13 protein-coding genes are annotated in these 22,721 nt (G+C 43.6%); 7 read left to right on the top strand and 6 right to left on the bottom strand.

Translation table 11 applies throughout. The annotated features are described in order from the left end of the window. Positions 1–1,030: 1,030 nt before the first annotated feature. Positions 1,031–1,261 carry a sulfurtransferase TusA family protein gene (locus GKR41_RS02770; protein WP_226809664.1) on the top strand — a complete coding sequence of 77 codons (231 nt, stop codon included), beginning with the start codon at positions 1,031–1,033 and terminating at the stop codon, positions 1,259–1,261. 37 nt (positions 1,262–1,298) lie between these two features. Here GKR41_RS02770 and galU read toward each other — a convergent pair whose 3' ends face one another. Together galU and GKR41_RS02760 are read right to left on the bottom strand one after the other, a co-directional pair. Continuing rightward, on the bottom strand, positions 1,299–2,180 hold the full coding sequence (gene galU, locus GKR41_RS02765; RefSeq protein WP_226809663.1) for a UTP--glucose-1-phosphate uridylyltransferase GalU: 882 nt from the start codon (positions 2,178–2,180) through the stop codon (positions 1,299–1,301). A gap of 102 nt (positions 2,181–2,282) precedes the next feature. Continuing rightward, the gene (locus GKR41_RS02760) at positions 2,283–5,156 is read right to left on the bottom strand and encodes a valine--tRNA ligase (RefSeq protein WP_226809662.1); all 2,874 of its coding nucleotides are present in this window, start codon (positions 5,154–5,156) and stop codon (positions 2,283–2,285) included. Positions 5,157–5,291: 135 nt separating this feature from the next. Between GKR41_RS02760 and GKR41_RS02755 the strand changes: the two genes are divergently transcribed. Continuing rightward, complete coding sequence (locus tag GKR41_RS02755; RefSeq protein ID WP_226809661.1) at positions 5,292–7,658, top strand: UvrD-helicase domain-containing protein; 2,367 nt, start codon at positions 5,292–5,294, stop codon at positions 7,656–7,658. 73 nt (positions 7,659–7,731) lie between these two features. On the opposite strand, the gene GKR41_RS02750 is transcribed toward GKR41_RS02755, so the two are convergent. From GKR41_RS02750 to GKR41_RS02740, 3 genes are all read right to left on the bottom strand, one after another. Beyond that, on the bottom strand, positions 7,732–8,547 hold the full coding sequence (locus tag GKR41_RS02750) for a BPSS1780 family membrane protein (RefSeq protein ID WP_226809660.1): 816 nt from the start codon (positions 8,545–8,547) through the stop codon (positions 7,732–7,734). Then, entirely contained in the window at positions 8,510–9,478 is a 969-nt protein-coding gene (locus GKR41_RS02745) for a homoserine kinase (protein WP_226809659.1), read from the bottom strand. Before GKR41_RS02745 ends, GKR41_RS02750 begins: the two co-directional genes overlap by 38 nt. Before the next feature lie 114 nt (positions 9,479–9,592). Next, positions 9,593–9,910, bottom strand: coding sequence for a hypothetical protein (locus GKR41_RS02740; protein ID WP_226809658.1), 318 nt, complete (start codon positions 9,908–9,910; stop codon positions 9,593–9,595). 2,493 nt (positions 9,911–12,403) lie between these two features. On the opposite strand from GKR41_RS02740, the gene polA reads away from it, so the two are divergent. From polA to folE2, 5 genes are all read left to right on the top strand, one after another. Continuing rightward, a complete protein-coding gene (gene polA / locus GKR41_RS02735; protein WP_226809657.1) occupies positions 12,404–15,175 on the top strand; it encodes a DNA polymerase I in 2,772 nt (923 codons plus the stop codon). A 1,222-nt stretch (positions 15,176–16,397) separates the two neighbouring features. Beyond that, entirely contained in the window at positions 16,398–16,679 is a 282-nt protein-coding gene (locus GKR41_RS02730; RefSeq protein WP_226809656.1) for an exodeoxyribonuclease VII small subunit, read from the top strand. A 5-nt stretch (positions 16,680–16,684) separates the two neighbouring features. Beyond that, positions 16,685–17,566 (top strand): polyprenyl synthetase family protein, encoded by an 882-nt coding sequence (locus GKR41_RS02725; protein ID WP_226810237.1) that lies wholly within the window; start codon positions 16,685–16,687, stop codon positions 17,564–17,566. Between the two features lie 105 nt (positions 17,567–17,671). Then, a complete protein-coding gene (gene dxs, locus GKR41_RS02720) occupies positions 17,672–19,540 on the top strand; it encodes a 1-deoxy-D-xylulose-5-phosphate synthase (protein ID WP_226809655.1) in 1,869 nt (622 codons plus the stop codon). A gap of 148 nt (positions 19,541–19,688) precedes the next feature. Further along, positions 19,689–20,492 carry a GTP cyclohydrolase FolE2 gene (gene folE2, locus GKR41_RS02715; protein WP_226810236.1) on the top strand — a complete coding sequence of 268 codons (804 nt, stop codon included), beginning with the start codon at positions 19,689–19,691 and terminating at the stop codon, positions 20,490–20,492. Positions 20,493–20,652: 160 nt separating this feature from the next. Here the strand turns inward: folE2 and tsaD are convergent, their stop codons facing one another. Next, positions 20,653–21,693, bottom strand: coding sequence for a tRNA (adenosine(37)-N6)-threonylcarbamoyltransferase complex transferase subunit TsaD (gene tsaD, locus GKR41_RS02710; protein ID WP_226809654.1), 1,041 nt, complete (start codon positions 21,691–21,693; stop codon positions 20,653–20,655). Between the last annotated feature and the right edge of the window lie 1,028 nt (positions 21,694–22,721).

The following is a 22,721-nucleotide window of genomic DNA, read 5'->3' as shown; positions in this document are numbered from 1 at the left end:
CAAATAACGAGACAGATAAAGTAACCTAATCTGGCCACACTCGTATATAACATAGCAACGCCTACGGTTTGCGTCTGGAAAATTATTAGGTGAAGTAGTAATAGATTGTAATTGGTACCAGCTTTTCTAGATACACTAGAATAAGTTTCAATATTCTCTAAGCAGGTCTTGCTACCACAGAACTTCCGATTCTCCTAATATTTATTAAAAGATTGGTACGAGTGTACCGTATATTTTATCTGAATTTGCGTTATGATATGTACTATCATTTGATATTACATACTGACAATTAAGTATAAAATCTTATGTATCAGACAAAACTATAAATATAACGTTTCCACTCATCTATAAGATATCAACAATTATTTAGGCGCATTATCAATGTGTATTTAAGTCCAGCGCGATAGATTAACTATCTGCTGCCAGTAATTCACTGGACTTTTAATGATCGTACTATAGTATGATTATAGAAGGTTTTATACTTTCATATCTCAGATTAGATTGCTATTGATGGGAATTACGCTATATGAGATGTGTAATGCAGAACCGGTTACTCAGGAAAACGCCTATTTATAAGCTATTTGATGGTCTATAGCCGTTAGAGGACAACTCTATGTTCTTTTAGGGGTGACGAGCGGATGAATATTTTGTATTCTACGCGCTTCCTGATAGTTTAAAATTGCACTACTGGACTATAATGTCCAGTATTATTGCTATCACGTACTGCAGAAATAACATATAGATTAAGATACTTAGTTTTCGTTATTAGAAGAATCTTGGCGTAATTTCAGAGAACTAAATTCACTACAGGTAAGGTAGTAAGTTCGATTCGATACTAGAAGATATATATTGTATCGATGTGATAGTGCCTCTTGAATCGTTCAATAATAATGAATTAAGTTTTACTAAACCAGTATGCTAGTGATATAAACGCGCAGCGTTGTTCTTACTATAATTTATAGATTATCCAAACAAAACCTCATCGCGCTTAAGCTAAGGCATAGCGTGCAAGCTAAATAGTGGGGATTCAATGGAAATCCACAAGGAAGTTGATACACGTGGGCTGTCCTGCCCATTGCCGATATTGCACACAAAAAAAGCATTGGCAGATATGCAAAGCGGTCAGATTCTAAAAGTGCTGGCGACAGATCCTAGCGCGTACCAGGATTTTGCAGCATTTTCTAGGCAGACTAGCAACAAATTACTCGAAGTTACTACTTGTGATAATAAGACGTGCATATTCCTGATTCGTCGGCGTTAAGTAAAATCGGCGCCAGTTAAGGCACCGTGTCACAGTATTAACCTTCTAATATAGGAGAGCGAGTACGCAAGTATTCTGAAAACTTTTCACAAACCTCTGGGTGCTGTAGTGCAAACTCGACCGTTGCCTTTAAATAGCCAAGCTTACTTCCGCAATCAAAGCGTGTCCCGTGATACTTGTATGCAAGCACTTGCTCGTCTCCAAGCAGCGACTGGATTGCATCAGTTAGTTGCAATTCACCGCCTGTATCTGGCCTCAGTGCGCGTAAGTGACTAAAGATACGAGGTTTTAGTACGTAGCGCCCAACCACGCCAAAATTAGATAGCGCTACTTGGGGGTCTGGTTTTTCAACAATGCCTGATATCTTGACAATGTTATCCTCCCATTCTTTTCCATCGATAATACCATATGACTTCGTTTCCTCATGCGGAACTTCCTCGATGCCAATCACTGAGCTATGGTAGTGATTAAATACTTCGATCATTTGCTGCATCACTGGCGGCCGACCGTATAAAAGATCGTCGGCAAGAATGACTGCGAATGGGTTTTCGCCGAGGAGTTTTTCCGCGCACAATACTGCATGCCCGAGTCCGAGAGACTCGGGCTGGCGAACGTAGCAGCAGTTAACGTGGCTTGGCTTGATCCCGCGCACTAACTCGAGTAACTTATGCTTTCCACGTGCCTCAAGTTCTGATTCTATCTCATATGATTTATCGAAATGATCCTCGATCGCGCGCTTGCTACGGCCTGTCACGAAAATCATTTCGGTTATCCCAGCGGCAATTGCCTCCTCAACCGCATACTGAATCAATGGCTTGTCAACTACTGGAAGCATTTCTTTTGGGCTTGCCTTTGTGGCCGGAAGGAATCTCGTGCCAAGACCCGCCACTGGAAAAACAGCCTTAGTAACTTTAAGCATCTTCAATTACCCCGTTTGTTTCCGGTTGTACTAGGTTAGACCGATATTGAGAAAATAGACAGCCCATCAGATATCATTTCTGTAGTATAGATTATATGCACCTTATGACGAAAGTTGACTAAGACGCTCAGAAAGTTTTGTTAGCATAGATCTAAAATCTGATAATCTTTTCTGCTCTTGGGAGACGATAGCAATCGGTGCACGATTCATAAAATACTTATTTTGTAGCTTTGCGTTGCACTTAGCTAGTTCACCCATAATACGGCTAATTTCACGGGTCAGCCTCCTGCGTTCCGCGGTAATATCAATTTCGACCTTCAGTACAAGCCTAATCGTGCCGACTATTGCAACGGGCGCACCGAACGCCTGTTGATTAAGATCGGCTTCGTCTTCGAGCACCTGAACTTCCGATAACCGTGCAAGCGCTTGCACATAAGGTGAGAATTCCATCAGGCGCATTGCATTCAAGCTTGTATCTGCGCTAGCTATCAGCCCTGCTCGCGTTGCTGGCTCTAGATTTATCTGGCTACGTAAATTACGACATGCATCGACTATTGTCTTTAGTTCGGTGATCCACTGTTCCGCCCTCTTATCGCATTTCTCGGACATGCTGCGCGGATAAGGTTGCCTCATTATAGAGGCATCGCCAGGCGCGGTTCCCACGGGATACCGACCTGCTAGTGGCGCAACTTTCTGCCATAACGATTCAGTAATAAATGGTATCAACGGGTGTGCAAGCCGCAGGATTGTCTCAAGCACTATAAGTAGTGTGCACCGCGTGCTACGCTGCTGAATCGGCGTACCAATCTGCAACTGAACCTTAGCTAACTCAATATACCAGTCACAATACTCATCCCAGACGAACTTATAAATTGCACTTGCAATGTTATCAAATCGGTAGTTGGAAAAGCCTTTCTCAACGTTTGATTCAACCTGTTGCAACAGTGATACAATCCATCGATCAGCCGGGGAAAAGTTGAACACTCTGCGCGACTTGGGGTCGCTCTGGTATGGAACGATGCCACAATCATGTCCCTCGCACTTTATCAGAACAAACCGTGCAGCATTCCATAATTTGTTACAGAAGTTTCGATAGCCCTCACAACGCGAAAGATCAAAGTTTATATTACGCCCAAGCGTAGCCATCGAGGCCATTGTGAATCGAAGTGCATCAGTACCGTAGGCAGGAATCCCATTTGGAAATATCTTGCGTGTCTTTTGCTCTATTAATACCGCCTGATCCGGATTCATTAACCCAGTGATGCGCTTAGCAACAAGCGACTCTAAGTCTATACCATCAATAATATCAATTGGATCGAGCGTATTGCCGCGACTTTTAGACATCTTTTGTCCTTCAGCGTCGCGCACTAATCCGTGAACATACACAGTATGAAACGGCACTTTATCGGTGAAATGCGTGGTCATCATCACCATTCTGGCAACCCAGAAGAAGATGATGTCGAAACCTGTTACTAATACAGCTGACGGAAGGAAATATTCGAGTTCTGGTGTGGATTTTGGCCAGCCAAGTGAAGAGAATGGAACAAGTGCGGAAGAAAACCACGTATCCAGCACATCCGTGTCACGCTTAAGCGTGCCGTTATAGGCTTGTAATCGGGCCTGTGCAAGCGCATCAGATTCGCTGTGTGCGACGAATACTCGACCATCATCGGAATACCATGCGGGAATCTGATGCCCCCACCACAGTTGGCGCGAGATGCACCAGTCCTGGATGTTCTCAAGCCACTGGTAGTATGTGGTAGTCCAGTTTTCGGGAACGAATTTGATGCGACCACGCCTTACTACGTCAAGTGAGATTTGCGTTATTGATTGACCTGGATAGAATGTGCCTTCGGGCGCCGGTTGGCTCATCGCGATAAACCACTGATTAGTAAGCATCGGCTCGATAATCGATCCTGTACGATCACCGCGCGGTACAACCAATCGGTGTGGCCTAATCGATTCAAGCATACCGAGTGCGCTGAGATCTGCGACGATGCGCTCCCGTGCAGCGAAACGGTCAAGACCACGATAAGCAGCCGGTGCATTGTCGTTCATCTTTGCATCAGGTGTAAGCACAATAATCTGCGCTAATCCATGACGTTTCCCGACCGCATAGTCGTTGAAATCATGAGCTGGTGTAACTTTGACTGCTCCTGTTCCAAACTCGCGCTCTACGTAATCATCAGTGATTATCGGGATTTTACGTCCCACTAGCGGTAGTATAAGAGTCTTACCGATTAATGCCATGTAACGTTCGTCCCGTGGATGAACCATCACTGCAACATCTCCAAACATCGTTTCAGGCCGCGTGGTTGCTAAGGTTAGATGGCCTGAGCCGTCAGCGAGTGGGTATCGGATATACCATAGATTTCCATCCTCCTCTTCGCTAATTACCTCTAGATCTGATACTGCAGTCCTTAGCTTTGGATCCCAGTTTACAATCCGCTTTCCACGATAGATAAGCCCCTGCTGATAGAGGCGAACAAATACATCAATGACAGCCCGAGACATACCATCATCCATCGTAAAATATTCTCGCGACCAATCGATCGATGCGCCAAGCCGCCGAATCTGTTGAGTGATTGTGGCGCTTGATTTCTTTGTCCATTGGCGGACACATTCAACAAAGCGCTCTTGTCCTAGCGCTTGCCGTGATTGTTTTTGTGCGTCGAGTTGTCGTTCTACAACGATTTGAGTGGCAATGCCCGCATGATCCATGCCGGGTACCCATAATGTATTGTCGCCGTCCATTCGATGGTAGCGTGCCAATCCATCTATGATAGTCTGGTTAAATGCATGACCCATGTGCAGCGTACCGGTCACGTTTGGCGGAGGCAATTGAATCGCGAAGTTAGGGCGATGCGAGTCCAAAGTTGTCCTCGCGTAGCCACGTTTCTCCCATTCTGAACACCAATATGCTTCAATCGTTGACGGCTCAAAATTTTTTGCAAGCGTAATAGCGCTATTGCTCATTGTCGAAATCTGCCTGAAAGGCGGTGAAAATGCAGTGGGATCTATTATAATGGAGACGTTAGTCTCCTAACCGTCGTGTATCGAGCACACCGTGTCGATATAATAATAGGCTTGTTTTTATGACTAAAGCCGCTCGTGTCTGATTTACTTGCTAATCTCAATCTAGAACAATATGCAGCAGTAACGCTGCCGAACGAACCGGCTTTGATTCTAGCCGGCGCTGGCAGCGGAAAGACGCGTGTACTTATTACTAGGATTGCATGGTTGATTTCATGTGGCGAAGCGAATGCTGCTGATATTTTAGCTGTTACCTTCACGAACAAAGCGGCTCGTGAAATGTTAATGCGATTGGATGTAATACTGCCAATTAATACACACAACATGTGGATTGGAACCTTCCATGGACTATGTAACCGGATGCTGCGCACGCATTATCAGGATGCCGGTTTGCCACAAGCCTTTCAGATCTTAGACTCGGCAGACCAATTAGTGGCAATCAGGCGGTTGATAAAAAGCCTAAACGTTGACGACGAGAAATATCCCGCAAAAAATCTTCAGTACTTTATTAATAATGCGAAAGAGCAAAGTTTAAGGCCCAAAGATGTCGATGCTAGCGATAACTACAATCGCAAGTGGGTTGATCTGTATTCTGCCTACGATCAACAATGTCAACGCGAAGGAGTCGTCGATTTTTCAGAATTGTTATTGCGCTCGTACGAGCTGCTACAACATAATTCAACTCTACGGTCATATTACCAGTCCCGTTTCCGGCATATTCTAGTTGATGAGTTCCAGGATACTAGCAAGCTTCAATATGCGTGGATAAAACTTCTAGCTGGAGAGCGTAATGGAATATTCGCAGTTGGAGATGACGATCAGTCAATTTATGCCTTCCGTGGCGCCAATGCGGGTAATATGTTTGACTTCGAACGTGAGTTTAATGTTCGGCACTTGATTAAGCTTGAGCAGAATTATCGTTCACACGGCAATATTCTCGACGCAGCTAATACGCTGATCGCACATAACTCGAAACGGCTCGGCAAGAACTTGCGTACGAATGCTTGTCACGGAAAACCAGTGCATGCTTATAAGGCAACGACTGATTCACAGGAGGCCGGTTGGATTGCAAAAGAAGTGCGAGCTCTTATCGATACGGGATTATCACCAGACGAGATTGCAATTCTATATCGCAGCAACGCGCAGTCACGCGTGGTCGAACATGTTCTGGTCAATTCTGGAATTACATATCGTGTATACGGTGGCCTACGTTTTTTCGAGCGTCAAGAGGTTAAACATGCTCTTGCCTACCTTCGGCTGATTATTAATTCGAGTGATGATACTGCGTTTGATCGGGTGGTTAATTTTCCAGCCCGTGGCATTGGTACGCGCTCGCTCGAGCAACTATCCAAAACTGCGCGTATACACAATTGCTCTATGCTACAAGCAGTCCCGTATGTGACAGGCAGGGCCGGCCAATTATTAGGCAAGTTTCTTGCGTTGATTGAACAGATAAATAATGAGACCCGCTCTATGAGCTTGCCAGAGATGGTTAATACAGTAATTAAACTGAGCGGGTTAGAAAAATTCTACTCTAATGATCCAGAAAATCTGGGTCGCATCGAAAACTTGCGGGAACTGGTTAATGCAGCTGGCGCATTCGTGATTGAGGAAGGTTATGGTCCCGTGTCCGCATACTCGATGTCATTTTCGTTCACAGCTAAGCTCCATAAGTCTATGCAAGGAGTAGACAATGATAACGAGCAAGTCAGGGCGGATGCGCTAAGTGTCGACGGATCCCAGCAGAATTACAACTATATAACGCCAATTTCTGGGTTCTTGTCACATGCATCACTTGAGGCTGGTGATAATCAGGCCAATTCTACGAAGAATGTAGTTCAATTGATGACGGTACATGCTGCTAAGGGACTTGAGTTTGTAGCCGTTTTTGTCACTGGACTTGAGGAGGGTTTGTTTCCACATGAAAGTAGCGTAACAAAACAGAATGGGCTAGAAGAAGAGCGTCGTCTCATGTATGTTGCAATCACGCGCGCCAAAGAATTTCTTTATCTATCATTCTCCCAAAGTCGGATGTTACATGGAAAAACACGTTACAGTGTACGTTCTCGATTTTTTAATGAATTACCTGCTAGAGTTTTGAGGTGGATTCAGCCTAGACCGGACAGTCTACGTCAGAGGCATTGCACCGGTTTAGGTAACAGCTCTGGATTAAGGGGGGGTGATTGGCTTGCCTGTGATAGGCGGCAGAAAAACCATTTTACTGATACCCGTCTTGATAATTCAACGATGCCAATGTTGTGTGATCAGAAAGATGATATACAAAGTGCTTTTCAGATCGGTGCAGCTGTATTCCATAAGAAATTTGGAGAAGGCAGGATCACCGAACTAGAAGGAGATGGCGAAAACGCAAAAGCTTGTGTTTCATTTAAGCGATACGGTACAAAGTGGCTTGTTCTCACAATCGCGAAATTACAATCAGTGTAATCTATGTAATAGTGACAGCGTACTACAAAATCTCTATTTACAACAGATTAATGACAGACACTAAGTTAGCGCACTATTCACAGCTAAAACAACCACAATAGCTTATGTGTAGTGAACAGTAAATTACCGTCCATAAGATCGCGCCCCCCGGTAGTAGCAAAGTCAAGGCTATATTTAATACGCTAAACGTGTTTAGAATAAAAGCAAGTACTAATGATACGCCCATTATAACTGCGAACCACGCAGCTAGATAGACAAGAAATGCGACACGATTTCGCCAGCAGGCAACAAAGCTAAAGAACATTGCTTTAACTGGGGGCATGCTATGCCAAGCAGTTAGCATCGGAGCGAACCAGAACAACATATTCGTAGGAATATAGATGACGAATCTAAGGATGATACTAGAAAGCGAGACGTTCCTATAGACGATATTGTCATACGATTTTACTTCGCTCATAAAGGTTTTTAGCGGCCAGCTGTCATCAATCATGGAAGTTAAAAACAGGCTTATACTAACTAGTAAGTAGTAGATTAGTCCAAGCTTCAAGAGCCGCCAAGCGACGCCAGCACCATACGCGCGAAAGCCAGTAAACAAGGCGAGTGGACATATGTGCCTATTAGCTAACACATCACGGCATGCGCTCATGAACCCAACGAATAAACCCGGCATGAGTATTATCCATAGCATGGAGCCAACGACTGGCATATGTATAACCAGCGTCATCGAAAATAGATATGTAAAGAAAATCGACAGGAGGTGAATCGGGTTTTTTCGGAAAAGCCGGATGCCTTTTCCGATCCAGATATAGCCTGATTTCGCGGACGTTTCAATTAGTCGCATAGCAGAGTAGTTAAAGCCACGGTAATGCATCCGCGCTAATTCGTTCACACAATACACGCTCGAAATGAGCGGGATTATGCGGCTTAAGTAAGTGAGCATCGCGGGGCAAGTAAAAGTCGTAGAGTCGGGATAACCAGAAACGAAATGCGCCAGCACGTAGCATATTGCGCCAATGCTCTGTTTCAGATGATGTAAACGGTCTCACGGCATGATACGCGCACAGTAATGCCTGAGTTTGTGCCTGATCTAGACGACCGGTGTTTAGATCAACACACCAGTCGTTAACAGTTACGGCAACATCGAACAACCATTTATCGCAGCCGGCAAAATAAAAGTCGAAGAAACCTCCTAGGGTATCATGCCCATCGCACGACGTGAATAGTACATTGTCCCGAAATAAATCGCAGTGGCATGGACCACCAGGCAGCCTTGCATAATCTGGAGATGTAAAGAAGGCTTGATGATATTCTAACTCGCTGATTAGTAACTGATGCTGTTCATCAGTCACGTAGGGCAATACCGACGGAACACTCTCTCTCCACCAAGGCAAGCCACGCAAATTCGGTTGATATATTGAAATATCTTTTCCAGCAATATGCATGCGCGCCAGCATGCGCCCAACTTCAGTGCAGTGTACAACCTTCGGCGCTAGCCTCGGCGAGCCAGCCAGGCGCGTCACTATTGCGGCGGGCTTATCCATCAGCATACCAAACAACGCTCCATCAGAACGCCGCATGGGATCAGGTACAGGAACATGATGTGCTGCTAAATGACGCATTAATTCTAGATAGAAAGGCAACTCGTGCGCGGTAAGTTTTTCAAAAATTGTTAGCACATATTCGCCGGTAGTGGTTGTCAAGAAAAAATTGCTGTTCTCGATTCCAGACGTAATGCCATGGAAATCGATAATCTTGCCTATCGCGTAGTGCCGAACCCAAGCGGCAAGCCGGGCTTCGGAAAGGGCAGTAAAAACGGCCATGCAAACGTCATTGGATAGGTTCGAAGGCTGCCGCTATCTAGGCGGTCAGTACTTGAAATGTGCTGATCTAGTAGCGTATACCAAATTAGGTAGACCTAGATTTTGGCTAGTTTGTCACGATCGCGATATTTGATAATAGGTATGCCGTTTAAACTCTTTTCGTAAAAGTGCGGCGCGCTGTGCGCCCTGAATTTTGTATGCGCTATGCTGGCAATTAGTAGGTTGGTTAATGGCTTTCATATTCGACAAGACAATAGTCCCATCCAAATCCCGCGATTTGGTAGCAGCTGCGGCTAGCACAGCACTTGTTTGTGATGCACCGGATATAGTAGCTTCTCCGGCATTTTCTACTAGGGCAGCTACTATAAGCAATGTCTCAACCCGGCTCGCGATGCGAGGGATTGCGACAGGCTCAGTGTGAAACAGCTTCATTATGGTTCTCCGAGACAGTAGACAACTTTACTAAACCAGTATGCACCGTAGGTGTCGACATGACACTGCCTTAAGTTTTTAGTGCTTACATGACAGCCGTGTTTTATAAGAATGCCGATGAGCCATAGTTGTTAACATGAAGTGGTATGCCTTCGAATCTATACTTTCGCCTTGACTATCTGTTTGTGAAGATGCAAACAAACTGGATAATACGTATGTCAACTAGTACTACCTTTATAATTTGCTTGCAGAAGTCCTGGGTTGTACTTGTTAACTTATTAGCTTATTACAAATAATTGAATCGAATTTCAGGGAACTATAAAGTGCTGGTCGATGTGGATTTATCACAGCAGATTATTTTGAGCTACTTTTGTTTAGATACATTGTCCATAGCACATACTAGACACGCCTAAGCGATCTATCTACTAATATTATTCATCATGACGTAAGCAGACTCTTGATGCCACACATGCTATGTCGCGGCATATGTTAAGACCTCACCCAGAACTTCTAAAACTAGGTACCATGCTTAAATAAGCAGTTCTACATTAACTAGCTTTTTGAGCTTATTGTCTTCTTGCTGCTCGAGTAAATTGCAACAAATAAGTTGAGCTTACTAAGCTCGGCGACCTAATTGCATATAGTAAAAACCTGAGCAAGAAGCTCAAAATCGAGCCACTGGTAGCTCTCATCGAAGAGCTACCCATACGAAACTTGAAGCACGCTGATAGTAGCCGTATTACGATAATTAATATAGTGGGGAGGCATGTCGAAGCAAGGACAAGCATAAAACGAGTTTATGGTGTTTAGTTTGCATATAAGAGCATGCTTAAATACTAGTATGGGCTCTACCTCTCCGAGAACCAGATGCTCAATAAGCATTGTCTGCTATCGGTACAGGTTCCCCCTGGTTAGTAGGGAATATATAATACGCATTAGAGAAAATCTCTAGATAGATTTTTGGTATCATACGCCTTGCTTAAGAGAGCTGATGCGCTATAGCATAGTTACTACTGCATATAATTGTAATTATTATGGATAATAATTGGGAACCAGTATTTCTGCTCTTGAAGAAACGAGCGTAGATATGCAGGGTGCATTGATCGGTAGAAAAATTTTTTCTGCTTTTTATCTCACATTGCTTTGCCTATTTTATAGGTATGTGGCATATCGAAGCTGAAATTGCTGGGAATGTCTGATTTGTTTTACGATATGTTTACTGCTATGTAGTTTTTCTGTAAAATAATTGCATAATACAGCTTAGAAATGAGCGCCCTCGTTTCCTTAAATTCGTTTAAAAGTTAGTCTCTTGTTCCTCGGTAGATAAAAAATCTAAAGTCTCCTGACTTTTTGCCAGTATAGTTATTATTTCGATAATATATCTATCTAGACTTTACTAAATTTAAAATCTGTTTTATTAATTTTTAATATTTCTTTAAATTTTATTATCGCTTAGATTCTCTAATCTATAAAAATCCTAGTATTGTTTAGTGGATAAATCAATTATTTATATTGAACTTTCTGCGTATTTTTAATATCATAACGTCTAGTTTGCTAGCTGTGCTATACATGATAAAAATCGCCCTTACATTCAGCTTTTTAAGCTACAGTTTATACAAAATAAAATTATCCTATTAGCGTGTACCGAGTTATATTATGCAATATAAAGTAGTGTGGATACACTTTCTAGTGGTGTTCCAGGAGTAGACTATATAATATAGTACTTCATAAGCTTGCGTATAAAACAGAGAATTGCTTATTAAATATAGCAATTAGTAAGATTTTGTGTTTTATAGGAGATAATTAGTGCCGTAAGCACTCAGAGTGCCATTCCAAATAGTTAGTTTATAGGTCAGATAAATTAGATTTCTTTCAACTGGAATGCTTTATTTTTTACCAGAATTTTTTTAAAAATTCTGGGGTTGATACCTATTTCTAGATAAAATATCTGGATCAGTATATTACTGTTTTACAGATATATGTAAAACTACTGCTTTTAAACAGAACTCACTCTAGTGGCATATGTATCAGTTTTAGCCATCGAATCCGTCTTATAGATTATTAATATCTAATTAATATTTTGATAATTAGTTGGCATTGATTAATTTAGTCAGGTTATAAAATCAGTCCGAAAGACCTTCTTGGAGTATTGGGTAATCGAAAAATTTCTCCTATAATTAGTATTATAATCTGTCACGGGCATGTCGACCAGTATAAAACCACTAGGTGGACTAAAAGTATCTTGCATGCGTTCACATTCTTAATATTTGTGTAGCTATTTATTACACATTTATAGCTGTGACTTTGGCTAGGCAAGAACCGTACATGCTAATAGCTAGGATGATGACCGATGAATACTTGATTGTTTTAATAGACTTTGCAATAAGCGCAGATATTTATAGAGATACGGTATAGAGATACGGTATTTTTTTTAAATGTCGCGCTTTATTGATCTACCAATTAATTCAAACTTAAGATTATTTTTTATTTGAAATGCCTCAGCAGCAGAACCCTAATGGAAATACTTTGCTATTGGTCGATGGTTCGAGCTATTTATATCGGGCCTACCATGCGCTTCCGGATTTTCGTGGGCCGGATGGTGGTCCAACCGGTGCGCTGTACGGTTTCATTAATATGATGAGGCGATTACGACGAGATATTCCTGCGAAGTATGGCGCGTGTGTGTTTGATGCAAAAGGCAAAACATTTCGTGACGAGTGGTATCCGGCCTATAAAGCGAATCGCCCTCTGATGCCAGAGGATTTGGCTAAGCAGATTGAGCTAATTCATATTGCAGTATATGCGCTCGGTTGGCCGAAGCTGATGATTGATCGAGTGGAAGCTGACGACGTGCTTGGCACGCTAGCAATGCGCGCCAAACAATCTGGCATGAATGTAGTGATCTCAACGGGCGACAAAGATATGGCACAATTGGTCAACGAGCGCATAACATTAATTAATACTATGACTAATGAGCAGCTCGATTGCGATGGCGTGCTTGCGAAATTCGGTGTGCCACCTGAGCGTATTGTCGACTATCTGACATTAATTGGCGATACTGTTGATAACGTGCCGGGTGTAGAAAAGTGTGGCCCGAAGACAGCATTAAAATGGCTGGAGCAATATCAATCGCTAGACGGAGTCATTGCGCATTCGAACGATATTAAAGGAGTACTCGGCAACAATCTGCGCCGAGTACTAGCGTTTCTGCCAACAGCGCGCCGGCTTGTTACTGTGCATACTAACTGCGTTCTATTTCCTGATGTACAGTCTATTTCTAAGTCGCTGCAGCTCCGGGCGGAGGCTAAGGAAAAATTGCGTGATATTTATGTGAGACACGGATTTAAAACATGGTTGCGCGAGCTCGATATCCAAGCTGAGAGGGAGATTCTTATCAATATTAATAGTGGAGAAGCGCTCGGCCTGAGATCGCCTGAAATAGAGGTGGAAACTGATATCGATCGTCATTACGAAATGATTAACGTATGGGAGCAATTCGAAAAATGGTTGTCAGCGATTAAGGAATCACCTCTTACATCATTTGACACTGAAACTACCTCTCTGAACCCGTTATGTGCCCGTATCGTTGGTATATCATTCGCGACCGGTCCTGGGCGTGCCGCATATATTCCACTCTCACATTCTGGACCAGATAAGCCGGTACAATTGCCGTGTGATGAGGTGCTCGAAAAACTCAAGCCATGGCTGGAGAATCCTGCATATAAAAAAGTTGGACAGCATCTAAAGTATGATGCACAGGTCTTAGCTAATTATGGCATCACACTGACAGGTGTTGAGCACGATACGCTTCTGGAATCATATGTGCTTGAATCGCATCGTTCGCATGCTATAGACGCTCTTGCAATGCGGCATCTCGACGTAAAAATAATCAAATATGAGGATGTTGTTGGCAAAGGTGTCGACCTTATCGGCTTTGATAAGGTCGCAGTAAACGTAGCCACAAAATATTCTTCTGAGGATGCAGACATTACGTTGCGATTGCACCGGGTGCTGTATTCTCGTATTCAAGTTGACAGGGGGCTGGATTATGTCTACCGCTCTATTGAGCTACCAACATCGCGAGTGCTGCAAATTATTGAGAGAAATGGCGTACTAATCGACAAAGATAGACTCATTGAGCAAAGCAACGAGCTTACCATTCGGGTGCTTCGGTTGCAAGATGAGGCGCACGTACTAGCCTGTGGCAGGTTTAATCTGAATTCACCGAAGCAGATCGCCGAGATTTTTTTTCAGCAGTTGCGATTGCCAATAATCAAGAAGACTGCATCAGGTGCACCATCTACAGATGATGAGGTATTGCAAAAGCTCTCCGAGAACCATCAACTACCAAGGGTGTTACTCAACTATCGTGCTCTAGCCAAGCTTAAGTCGACTTATACAGATAGGCTGCCTAAAATGATTAAACCGGATACTGGCCGCGTACATACTCATTATGCACAGGCGGTAGCAGTGACTGGGAGGCTCGTGTCTAATGATCCAAATTTACAAAACATTCCGATTCGGACGCTAGAAGGACGGCGAATTCGCGGGGCATTTATTGCCCCGCCAGGGAGCAGCATCGTCTCAGTCGATTACTCTCAAATCGAGCTAAGAATTCTGGCACATATCTCTGGCGATGAATCACTGATGGCGGCTTTTGAACATGGTGAAGATATACATCGAACAACCGCATCGGAGATCTTTGGCGTAATGCGGCCAGAAATCACGATTGAGCAGCGTCGTATTGCGAAAGTTATCAATTTTGGCTTGATCTATGGCATGAGTGCATTTAGACTTGCTTCGAATTTAGGCATCACACGTGCTGCAGCCAATCTTTATGTTGAACGTTATTTCGCTCGCTATTCTGGTGTCAAGCGTTACATGTATAAAATACGAATGGAGGCAAAATCTCGTGGTTTCGTCCAAACTGTATTTGGTCGGCAGCTATGGCTCCCGGAAATTAGTAGCGGTAGTGACCCTCGGCGTAAAGCTGCTGAGCGAGCCGCAATTAATGCGCCGATGCAGGGTACCGCAGCTGATTTGATCAAGCTCTCTATGATTTCCGTCCAAAATTGGATCGAACAGGAACGAATTAAATCGCGTTTGATTATGCAGGTTCATGACGAGTTAGTTCTAGAGGTACCAAATAATGAATTAGAAGTTATTCGTGCTAAGGTGCCCGAACTAATGTGTTCGATAGGCAAGCTCAATGTACCTCTCGTCGCTGAGCTAGGCTCTGGCGTCAACTGGGAGGAGGCGCATTAATACCAAGTAATACGACATTATTAGCATAATGCAACTAAGCGAGAGAGGTGTAAGTCTTCATTGGCGGCATAATAAGCATCGGCAGTACCTACAGATTAAAATTTGTTTGCGTGACTTGGAAATAATTTAGGATCGCAGTGTACAGTCTTCTCAAATAGAGTGACTACAAGTGACTACCACTAGTAATTTACTGTGCATCAATAGATAGCGTATGTTGCGCATAATTTTAGAAAAGTTATTAAAAACCGTTGCATCTGTTGCTGTACATCGTTAATGTTGCTTCTGATTTTGCCTTTACTGGCTTAGTAGCAGCCGATAGAGCTCTGCTACGAACGACTGCTATGAAATCTCGGATTACTATACGCTATAGCTTAAACTTAAGCATGAGTGAGCGTGTATTCTATATTAGAAGAAAATAATGCTATCTATTAGTAAAAAACTTTTAGTTTATATAGGTCTTATACTTCTCGAGAAGATATAAGTACTTATAAAAATTCTAGATAATCGACGCAGCAGATAGCTAACTAATAGTTTTGGTGAAAATCAGTACGGAATAGGGGCACACCATAGAATAGACTTCCTTATTAAAACCGCATTATCTTAGCCTTGGATAAAGTAACCCTAGATAAAATAGGGGCTAGACTTAATTTATATTTCACTTATCTTAGGCCTAAATCGGATTTAAATAGTGCTTTGTTATCTAGATAAACAGGGCTTGTGAATACGCTATGCAGCGTATATTGCATATGATTAGATACAACACGAATGTGCAAGTACTGTTTAGCCATCAAATCATGTAAATTAAGATTCAAGATTCAAGATTCAAGAGAACTCTCCGTAGTTTGTGGTATTTCTAAAAATCTAGATCTACATGTATATATTTATATTCTATGAAATGGAAGATTTTTATTGTAATTAGTTTAGTAGACTACTTTAAACTAAGTAATTTTTATATTATTCATGCTAAAGATTTTAGAACGAGTTAAATCGTACGGATACAAGAAAATACATAATAATCTACTAGCATGTAAAATACACTTACGGTTTATTAATGTCGCTTAGTAAATTTAAAAAAATTTGTTAAGAACTCTTTAATTAAAGTAAATATTACTCATATTTTATATGAGTAATATTTTTTAGTATTTAACTGCGTAGGCTTGGACGGCATTTGCTGCTACTAGTCTAGAGTTTTCCGTAAAATACGGGTAAATTGCCAAAATATATGTGCATAATGCCTAATACTCCCGCTAAAGCCCATAATGAGGCAGATATCCCATTACCGGATAATTACGAAACAGCACTTAGTGAACTTGAGTCATTGGTTGAGCAGATGGAGGGGGGTGCATTAAGCCTTGAGCTATCGCTAGCGGCATATCGTCGAGGTGTAGCGCTAGTCGCATATTGTCAGCAGCAGCTGAAACGAGTTGAGCAGCAGGTTTGCATACTTGATGGTGAATCACTTAAGCCTATCCATTCAGCGGCCGATGATGGAGAATGTGCGTGAGCACTATAGAATTTAATGAGTGGGTATGCGAAGTGCTATCGCGAACTGAGGTAGCGCTCTCAGTAGCGCTACCTTCGGTGGATATCGAGCCAATGCAGTTGCATCAGGCGATGCGCTATGCAGTTCTTGGGGGAGGAAAGCGTGTACGACCGATGCTGTGTCACGCAGCTGGCCAGGCACTGGATGCGCCTGGCCAGCTGCGTGACACAGCATCATGTGCGATTGAATTAATTCATGTGTACTCGTTGGTTCATGACGATTTACCGTTAATGGATAACGATAACATTCGTCACGATAAGCCGGCAGTGCATATACAGTACGACGAGGTAATGGGGCTTCTTGTCGGCGACGCACTACAATCACAGGCGTTTATTGTGCTTGCTTCAGACGTAATCGACGTATACCGACGAACTGCGTTGATGCGTATACTTGCTTCTGCGACAGGCTCGCTTGGTATGGCGGGCGGACAGGCGATTGATCTAGCGAGTGTAGGCATGCAGTTGTCGCAGACACAGTTGGAGATGATGCATCGGATGAAAACCGGCGCGTTATTACGTGCAGCCGTTAAAATGGGAGCAACGTGTGGGGACAAAATGTCGGCCGAGATTGAGGCTGGGCTCGATGCGTATGCGAAAGCAGTGGGCCTAGCGTTTCAGATAGTTGACGATATCCTAGATGTTACAGCTAACTCAACCTTGCTTGGCAAAACGGCTGGCAAGGATGCAGCTAATAACAAACCGACATATGTTTCAGTTATTGGGTTGCAAGCATCTCTTAAACTTGTGGCTCAGCTACGATGTGACGCGTATACCGCGCTTGCTCCGCTAGGTGAGCGCGGTATACGACTTGCTCAAATAGCCGATATGGTGGTGAAGCGTGTAAATTAAGCTGTCGTACTATCAACACGATAAGCGACAACACGTCTACAGCGCAAAGACGCTACACAGGAGCGTCGGTGTATACGCCGTAGAATTGTTTGGAATAGAGCGACGATGTACGAATTGCTAAAAACCATCAATAACCCTGATGCGCTTCGGCGCCTAGAGCTCCGGCAGTTAAAGCCGCTTGCTAAAGAGCTACGTGCCTTCGTGCTTGACAGCGTATCTCAAACGGGTGGGCATCTATCATCAAATCTAGGCACTGTTGAGTTGACAATCGCGTTGCACTATGTGTTTGATACACCGAAAGATCGGATTGTTTGGGATATTGGCCATCAGACTTATCCACATAAGATTTTAACTGGGCGACGCGATCAGATGAGTACGCTACGGCAATGGAATGGAATTTCTGGTTTTCCGCGCCGTTCCGAGTCAGAGTACGATACTTTTGGTACCGCACATTCGAGTACGTCGATTTCAGCGGCACTGGGTATGGCTGTTGCAAGCCAACTCAAAAATGAAAACCGATATGTAATCGCTGTGATTGGCGATGGCGCGATGACTGCTGGTGAGGCGTTCGAGGGACTGAATAACGCTGGCGTGTGTGGGAATATACCGTTTCTAGTGATTCTAAACGATAATGATATGTCGATTTCACCCCCAGTGGGTGCGCTCAACCGTTACCTTGCCAGATTGATGTCAGGTAAGTTCTATGCAACTGCAAAAAAAAGCGTTGAGCGAATGCTTCGCCATGCTCCACCAATGCTCGAGCTTGCACGAAAGCTCAGGGAGCACGCAAAAGGCATGGTAGTACCCGCAACGCTGTTTGAGGAATTTGGCTTTAACTATATTGGTCCGATTGATGGACACGATCTCGATTCGCTGATTCCAACGCTACAGAATATCCGGGGATTATGCGGACCGCAATTTCTTCATGTAATAACAAAGAAAGGTCAAGGTTATAAGCTTGCTGAAGCTGATCCAATCTTATACCACGGTCCAGGAAAATTCAATCCGGCCGAAGGAATTAAGCCAGCCCCGTCTTCAAAGAAGACTTATGCACAGGTTTTTGGCGAGTGGTTATGCGATGCCGCAGAATTAGATCCACGGGTAGTCGGTATTACTCCAGCCATGCGTGAGGGTTCAGGACTTGTTGAATTTGAACGACGTTTCCCGCAACGCTATTTTGACGTAGGCATTGCTGAGCAGCACGCGATAACCTTCGCTGCCGGGTTAGCGGCCGAAGGGTTGAGGCCAGTAGTGGCGATCTACTCAACGTTTCTGCAGCGCGGCTATGACCAATTAATTCACGATGTGGCATTACAGAACCTACCGGTTATGTTCGCGCTAGACCGCGCAGGACTAGTGGGAGCGGATGGGGCAACACATGCGGGCGTTTATGATATAGCATATCTACGGTGTATCCCAAATATGGTAGTGATGGCACCGGCCGACGAGAATGAGTGTCAACGAATGCTGTATACGGGCCTAGAACTTGATGGTCCAAGTGCGGTACGCTACCCACGCGGAACAGGATCGGAGCTAACTACAAAAAAGAATTTGAGCGTAATACCGATTGGAAAAGGGGAAATCCGGCGAACATCGCAGGCGCCAACTGGTCATCGGGTAGCAATCTTGGCATTTGGCTCAATGCTAGCGCCTAGCCTGACAGCGGCACAGGAATTTGATGCAACAGTAGCAAATATGCGATTTGTAAAACCGCTAGATGAATCTCTTGTCTGGAAACTCGCAGATACGCATGAGCTACTTGTAATTATTGAAGAAGGTTGCGTGATGGGGGGGGCTGGATCTGCATGTATCGAGTCTCTACAAGCAGCAGGAGCAAAACGAGCAGTATTACAACTAGGCCTTCCTGACCGCTTTATCGACCATGGCGATGCGGCACGGTTGTTATCCGAATGTGGTCTAGATGTAGTTGGAATTGCTAGATCGATCCGTAAGCGCTTGGTGCTCTGGGAATAGCAAAGGCATAATGATAAGGTAAAAACAACTATGCTTACCGTATAGACTGCACCCTACATAGTTTTTTCTATTTTTTATTTAAGTTAGTGTGACTGACACTCCGACACTTCTATGAACTAATGTGTTCGCCGGTTATCAAGGAATTTCGATGAACCAGATGAATCACGCTTTTGTGATGCTTGATGTACAAAACACGCCGGATAGCCGGAAGATTCCGATCCAGCGAGTCGGTATCAAGACGATACGTCATCCACTGACAGTGAAAACTGCGGCAGGCGAAGTACAGGCAACAGTAGGATCCTGGAATCTTAACGTGTACCTTCCTGCCGAGCAGAAAGGGACGCATATGTCACGCTTCATAGAGCTACTAGATCAAGCAGGAAATCCGTTAGATATTACTCATTTCCAAGCTATGCTAGCGAGCATGCTCAAAAAGCTTAAAACTGCCGCAGGTCAAATCGAAGTTACATTTCCTTATTTCATTCGGAAAACGGCGCCTGTATCTGGTGCGCAAAGTTTGCTTGACTATGAGGTAACGCGTAGCGCTGATACGCGCAATGGCAAGACACGCTTATTTACTAAGGTTGTAGTGCCAGTAACTAGCCTCTGTCCATGCTCGAAAAAGATTTCTCAGTACGGCGCACATAATCAGCGTTCTCATATAACTATTGCTGCTGAATTATCTGATGATATTCCGATTGAGGACCTAGTGCGGATGGCTGAAGAGGAAGCTTCATGTGAGTTATGGGGTCTACTAAAGCGTCCTGATGAAAAGTTTGTTACCGAGTGGGCCTACGATCATCCAAAGTTTGTTGAAGATTTGGTGCGCGATGTTACACAACGACTGAATGACGATGCGCGAATTGTCGCCTATGTTCTCGAGGCTGAGAATTTTGAGTCAATTCATAATCATAGTGCGTACGCGCTAATCGAGCACGACAAGCGGTTTTAGGATAGCTGCCCAGATATTGATTTAGGTATTAGTGGATCTATGCTAGTGAGGGGGCATGCTTCGTATTACAGGATGCGGTTAATAGATACGGGGGGTTCTTATATTAGCCTTTTACGCTAAAGCACTATGCCCCCCCCATGACAGCTCCAAGGGCGATACGCTATTCTAGCGTCCCGCTTAGATTATTCACGGTACTCAAATCCCAGCGTGGTTTAACAGTAAAAGCATACGATGTATTAGCCACTTCTAGATTACGTTGTAGCCGCATAGCACCCGCAAGAGCGATCATTGCACCGTTGTCTGTGCAAAGTGTAATTTCAGGGTAATATACGTCGAAGCTACATTCAGCAGCAGAACATAGCGCTTTACGCAATTGATGATTTGCGCTGACCCCGCCGGCCACAACTAACCGATTTACTCCCGTGCGCTTCAATGCAGAAACTGCTTTCGCAGTTAGTACTTCGACAGCAGCGTCAACAAAGCCACGCGCTAAATTAGCTTTTTCCTGCTCACAGGTGTGAGGGCCGCTTCGGCTGAGATACATGAAAACTGCTGTCTTTAATCCACTAAAACTAAAATTTAAATCGCCAGAATGCAACATTGGGCGTGGTAACTTAACAGCTCCAGAAATACCGAACTCAGCTAATCTCGACACTTCAGGTCCTCCTGGGTAGTGTAGTCCCAATAGTTTTGCGGTTTTGTCGAACGCTTCACCGACAGCATCGTCTAGAGTCTCACCAAGTGTCTGATAGATGCCCACATCAGCTACATGCATAAGTTGTGTATGGCCGCCTGATACTAAAAGCGCAACAAATGGAAAAGATGGCGGCCTTGGAACAAGTAATGGCGATAGCAAATGTCCCTCAAGGTGGTGAATGCCAATGACTGGCTTTCTAAGTGCTAAGCCCAGTCCATGGGCAATGCTAGCTCCGACAAGCAGTGCACCAGCAAGCCCTGGGCCACGAGTGAATGCGATCGCATCGATTGCTGTGCGTGAAACCCCAGCCTGTTGTAATACCTTCTTTAGTAGTGGCAATGCATGCTGAATATGATCACGTGACGCAAGTTCCGGCACTACGCCACCATAGTCTCGGTGCATAGCAATCTGCGAATGCAGTGCGTTTGCAAGAATCCCGAGCTCGCTATCGTATAACGCGATTCCGGTTTCATCGCATGAGCTTTCAATACCTAAAACGAGCACAAAAATTAAAGGAAAAAGTGATCAGGCTGAATATGGCCTATTTTACCCAACCAGGCTAGATAGCTAAAACCGGTGCGAGAAATTTTTAACATGTAATAGTGTGATACTACTATAGTAGATAACCTAAATAGAGCGTGCATTATTAAATAATACGATATAACCATAGTACTAGTACTATGGTGTATGTTACTACACTATTCTATCTTAATCGGCGTACAGTTTTTATTAATCACGTACGGCTTTATTAAGAAAAAGCCGATGCTCTTGAGCAGTCGATGAATATAAGCCAGTATGCAAGAATCTTACTCACTTCCGACCCAAGAACTCTTGTTTTTCGTTCTGCGCTAGATTTCTATACACCGTTAGAATACCTGGAATTGTTATGTGTTAACATAATAATTCCAGTGTACACAATAAAAGCATTAATCTAGATGAGATAATTATCTATGTGCTTCAATGTGAATGTGACATCATGTTCCGCTCAGCTGTCAGGGCAGTATATATTCTGATGTGCACAGGCGCCTACGCTTATTGTAGTAACAGTGGATTATAAATTCTGAGATACAGATCGATCTTATCGATTATAAGATACTTTTACCAACGCATATCAAGCTACGCATCATAAACTGTTTGCCCTCTCTGCATTTTGGGGTATATCTAGTTACGAGACCCGAAAATATTATATCGGGTAACCCATACTAAAGAACCACTCGCTTAGGAATGTAAGTATTTACGCGCAATACTGTCGTTTAATTTCAGAGGCTTCTTACTCAATGCGTATCTGACTAGCAGTTTCTAGCAATAAACTTTGTGCTGAGTGGGTACTAGTGGTTTTTAAAACCTAATATTCATTATATTAAGTAGCATTAATACCTCTGCTTTATCGTTGGTAGAACAGAGGTATGCTATAGAGCATGGTTTCAAAGATAATTGTTCGATGTTGCGGTAAGCTCATCAGGACTTATGCTATTGACTAATATTAAACGGATGCGTAATGCGAAATTCTACGCGAGGACGTTTTTTATACT

This window comes from Candidatus Vallotia laricis, from assembly GCF_020541325.1.
GTDB classification, from domain to species: Bacteria; Pseudomonadota; Gammaproteobacteria; order Burkholderiales; family Burkholderiaceae; genus Mycetohabitans; species Mycetohabitans laricis.
Note: the sequence above shows the minus strand (reverse complement) of the source record. Positions and strands in the feature narration are given on the sequence as shown.

What these genes read in the sequence shown, in the direction of transcription:
- GKR41_RS02770 (WP_226809664.1), top strand. Translation starts at nt 1,031, where the DNA reads ATGGAAATCCACAAGGAAGTTGATACACGTGGGCTGTCCTGCCCATTG.
- galU (WP_226809663.1), bottom strand. Translation starts at nt 2,180, where the DNA reads ATGCTTAAAGTTACTAAGGCTGTTTTTCCAGTGGCGGGTCTTGGCACG.
- GKR41_RS02760 (WP_226809662.1), bottom strand. Translation starts at nt 5,156, where the DNA reads ATGAGCAATAGCGCTATTACGCTTGCAAAAAATTTTGAGCCGTCAACG.
- GKR41_RS02745 (WP_226809659.1), bottom strand. Translation starts at nt 9,478, where the DNA reads ATGGCCGTTTTTACTGCCCTTTCCGAAGCCCGGCTTGCCGCTTGGGTT.
- GKR41_RS02740 (WP_226809658.1), bottom strand. Translation starts at nt 9,910, where the DNA reads ATGAAGCTGTTTCACACTGAGCCTGTCGCAATCCCTCGCATCGCGAGC.
- polA (WP_226809657.1), top strand. Translation starts at nt 12,404, where the DNA reads ATGCCTCAGCAGCAGAACCCTAATGGAAATACTTTGCTATTGGTCGAT.
- GKR41_RS02730 (WP_226809656.1), top strand. Translation starts at nt 16,398, where the DNA reads ATGTGCATAATGCCTAATACTCCCGCTAAAGCCCATAATGAGGCAGAT.
- dxs (WP_226809655.1), top strand. Translation starts at nt 17,672, where the DNA reads ATGTACGAATTGCTAAAAACCATCAATAACCCTGATGCGCTTCGGCGC.
- folE2 (WP_226810236.1), top strand. Translation starts at nt 19,689, where the DNA reads ATGAACCAGATGAATCACGCTTTTGTGATGCTTGATGTACAAAACACG.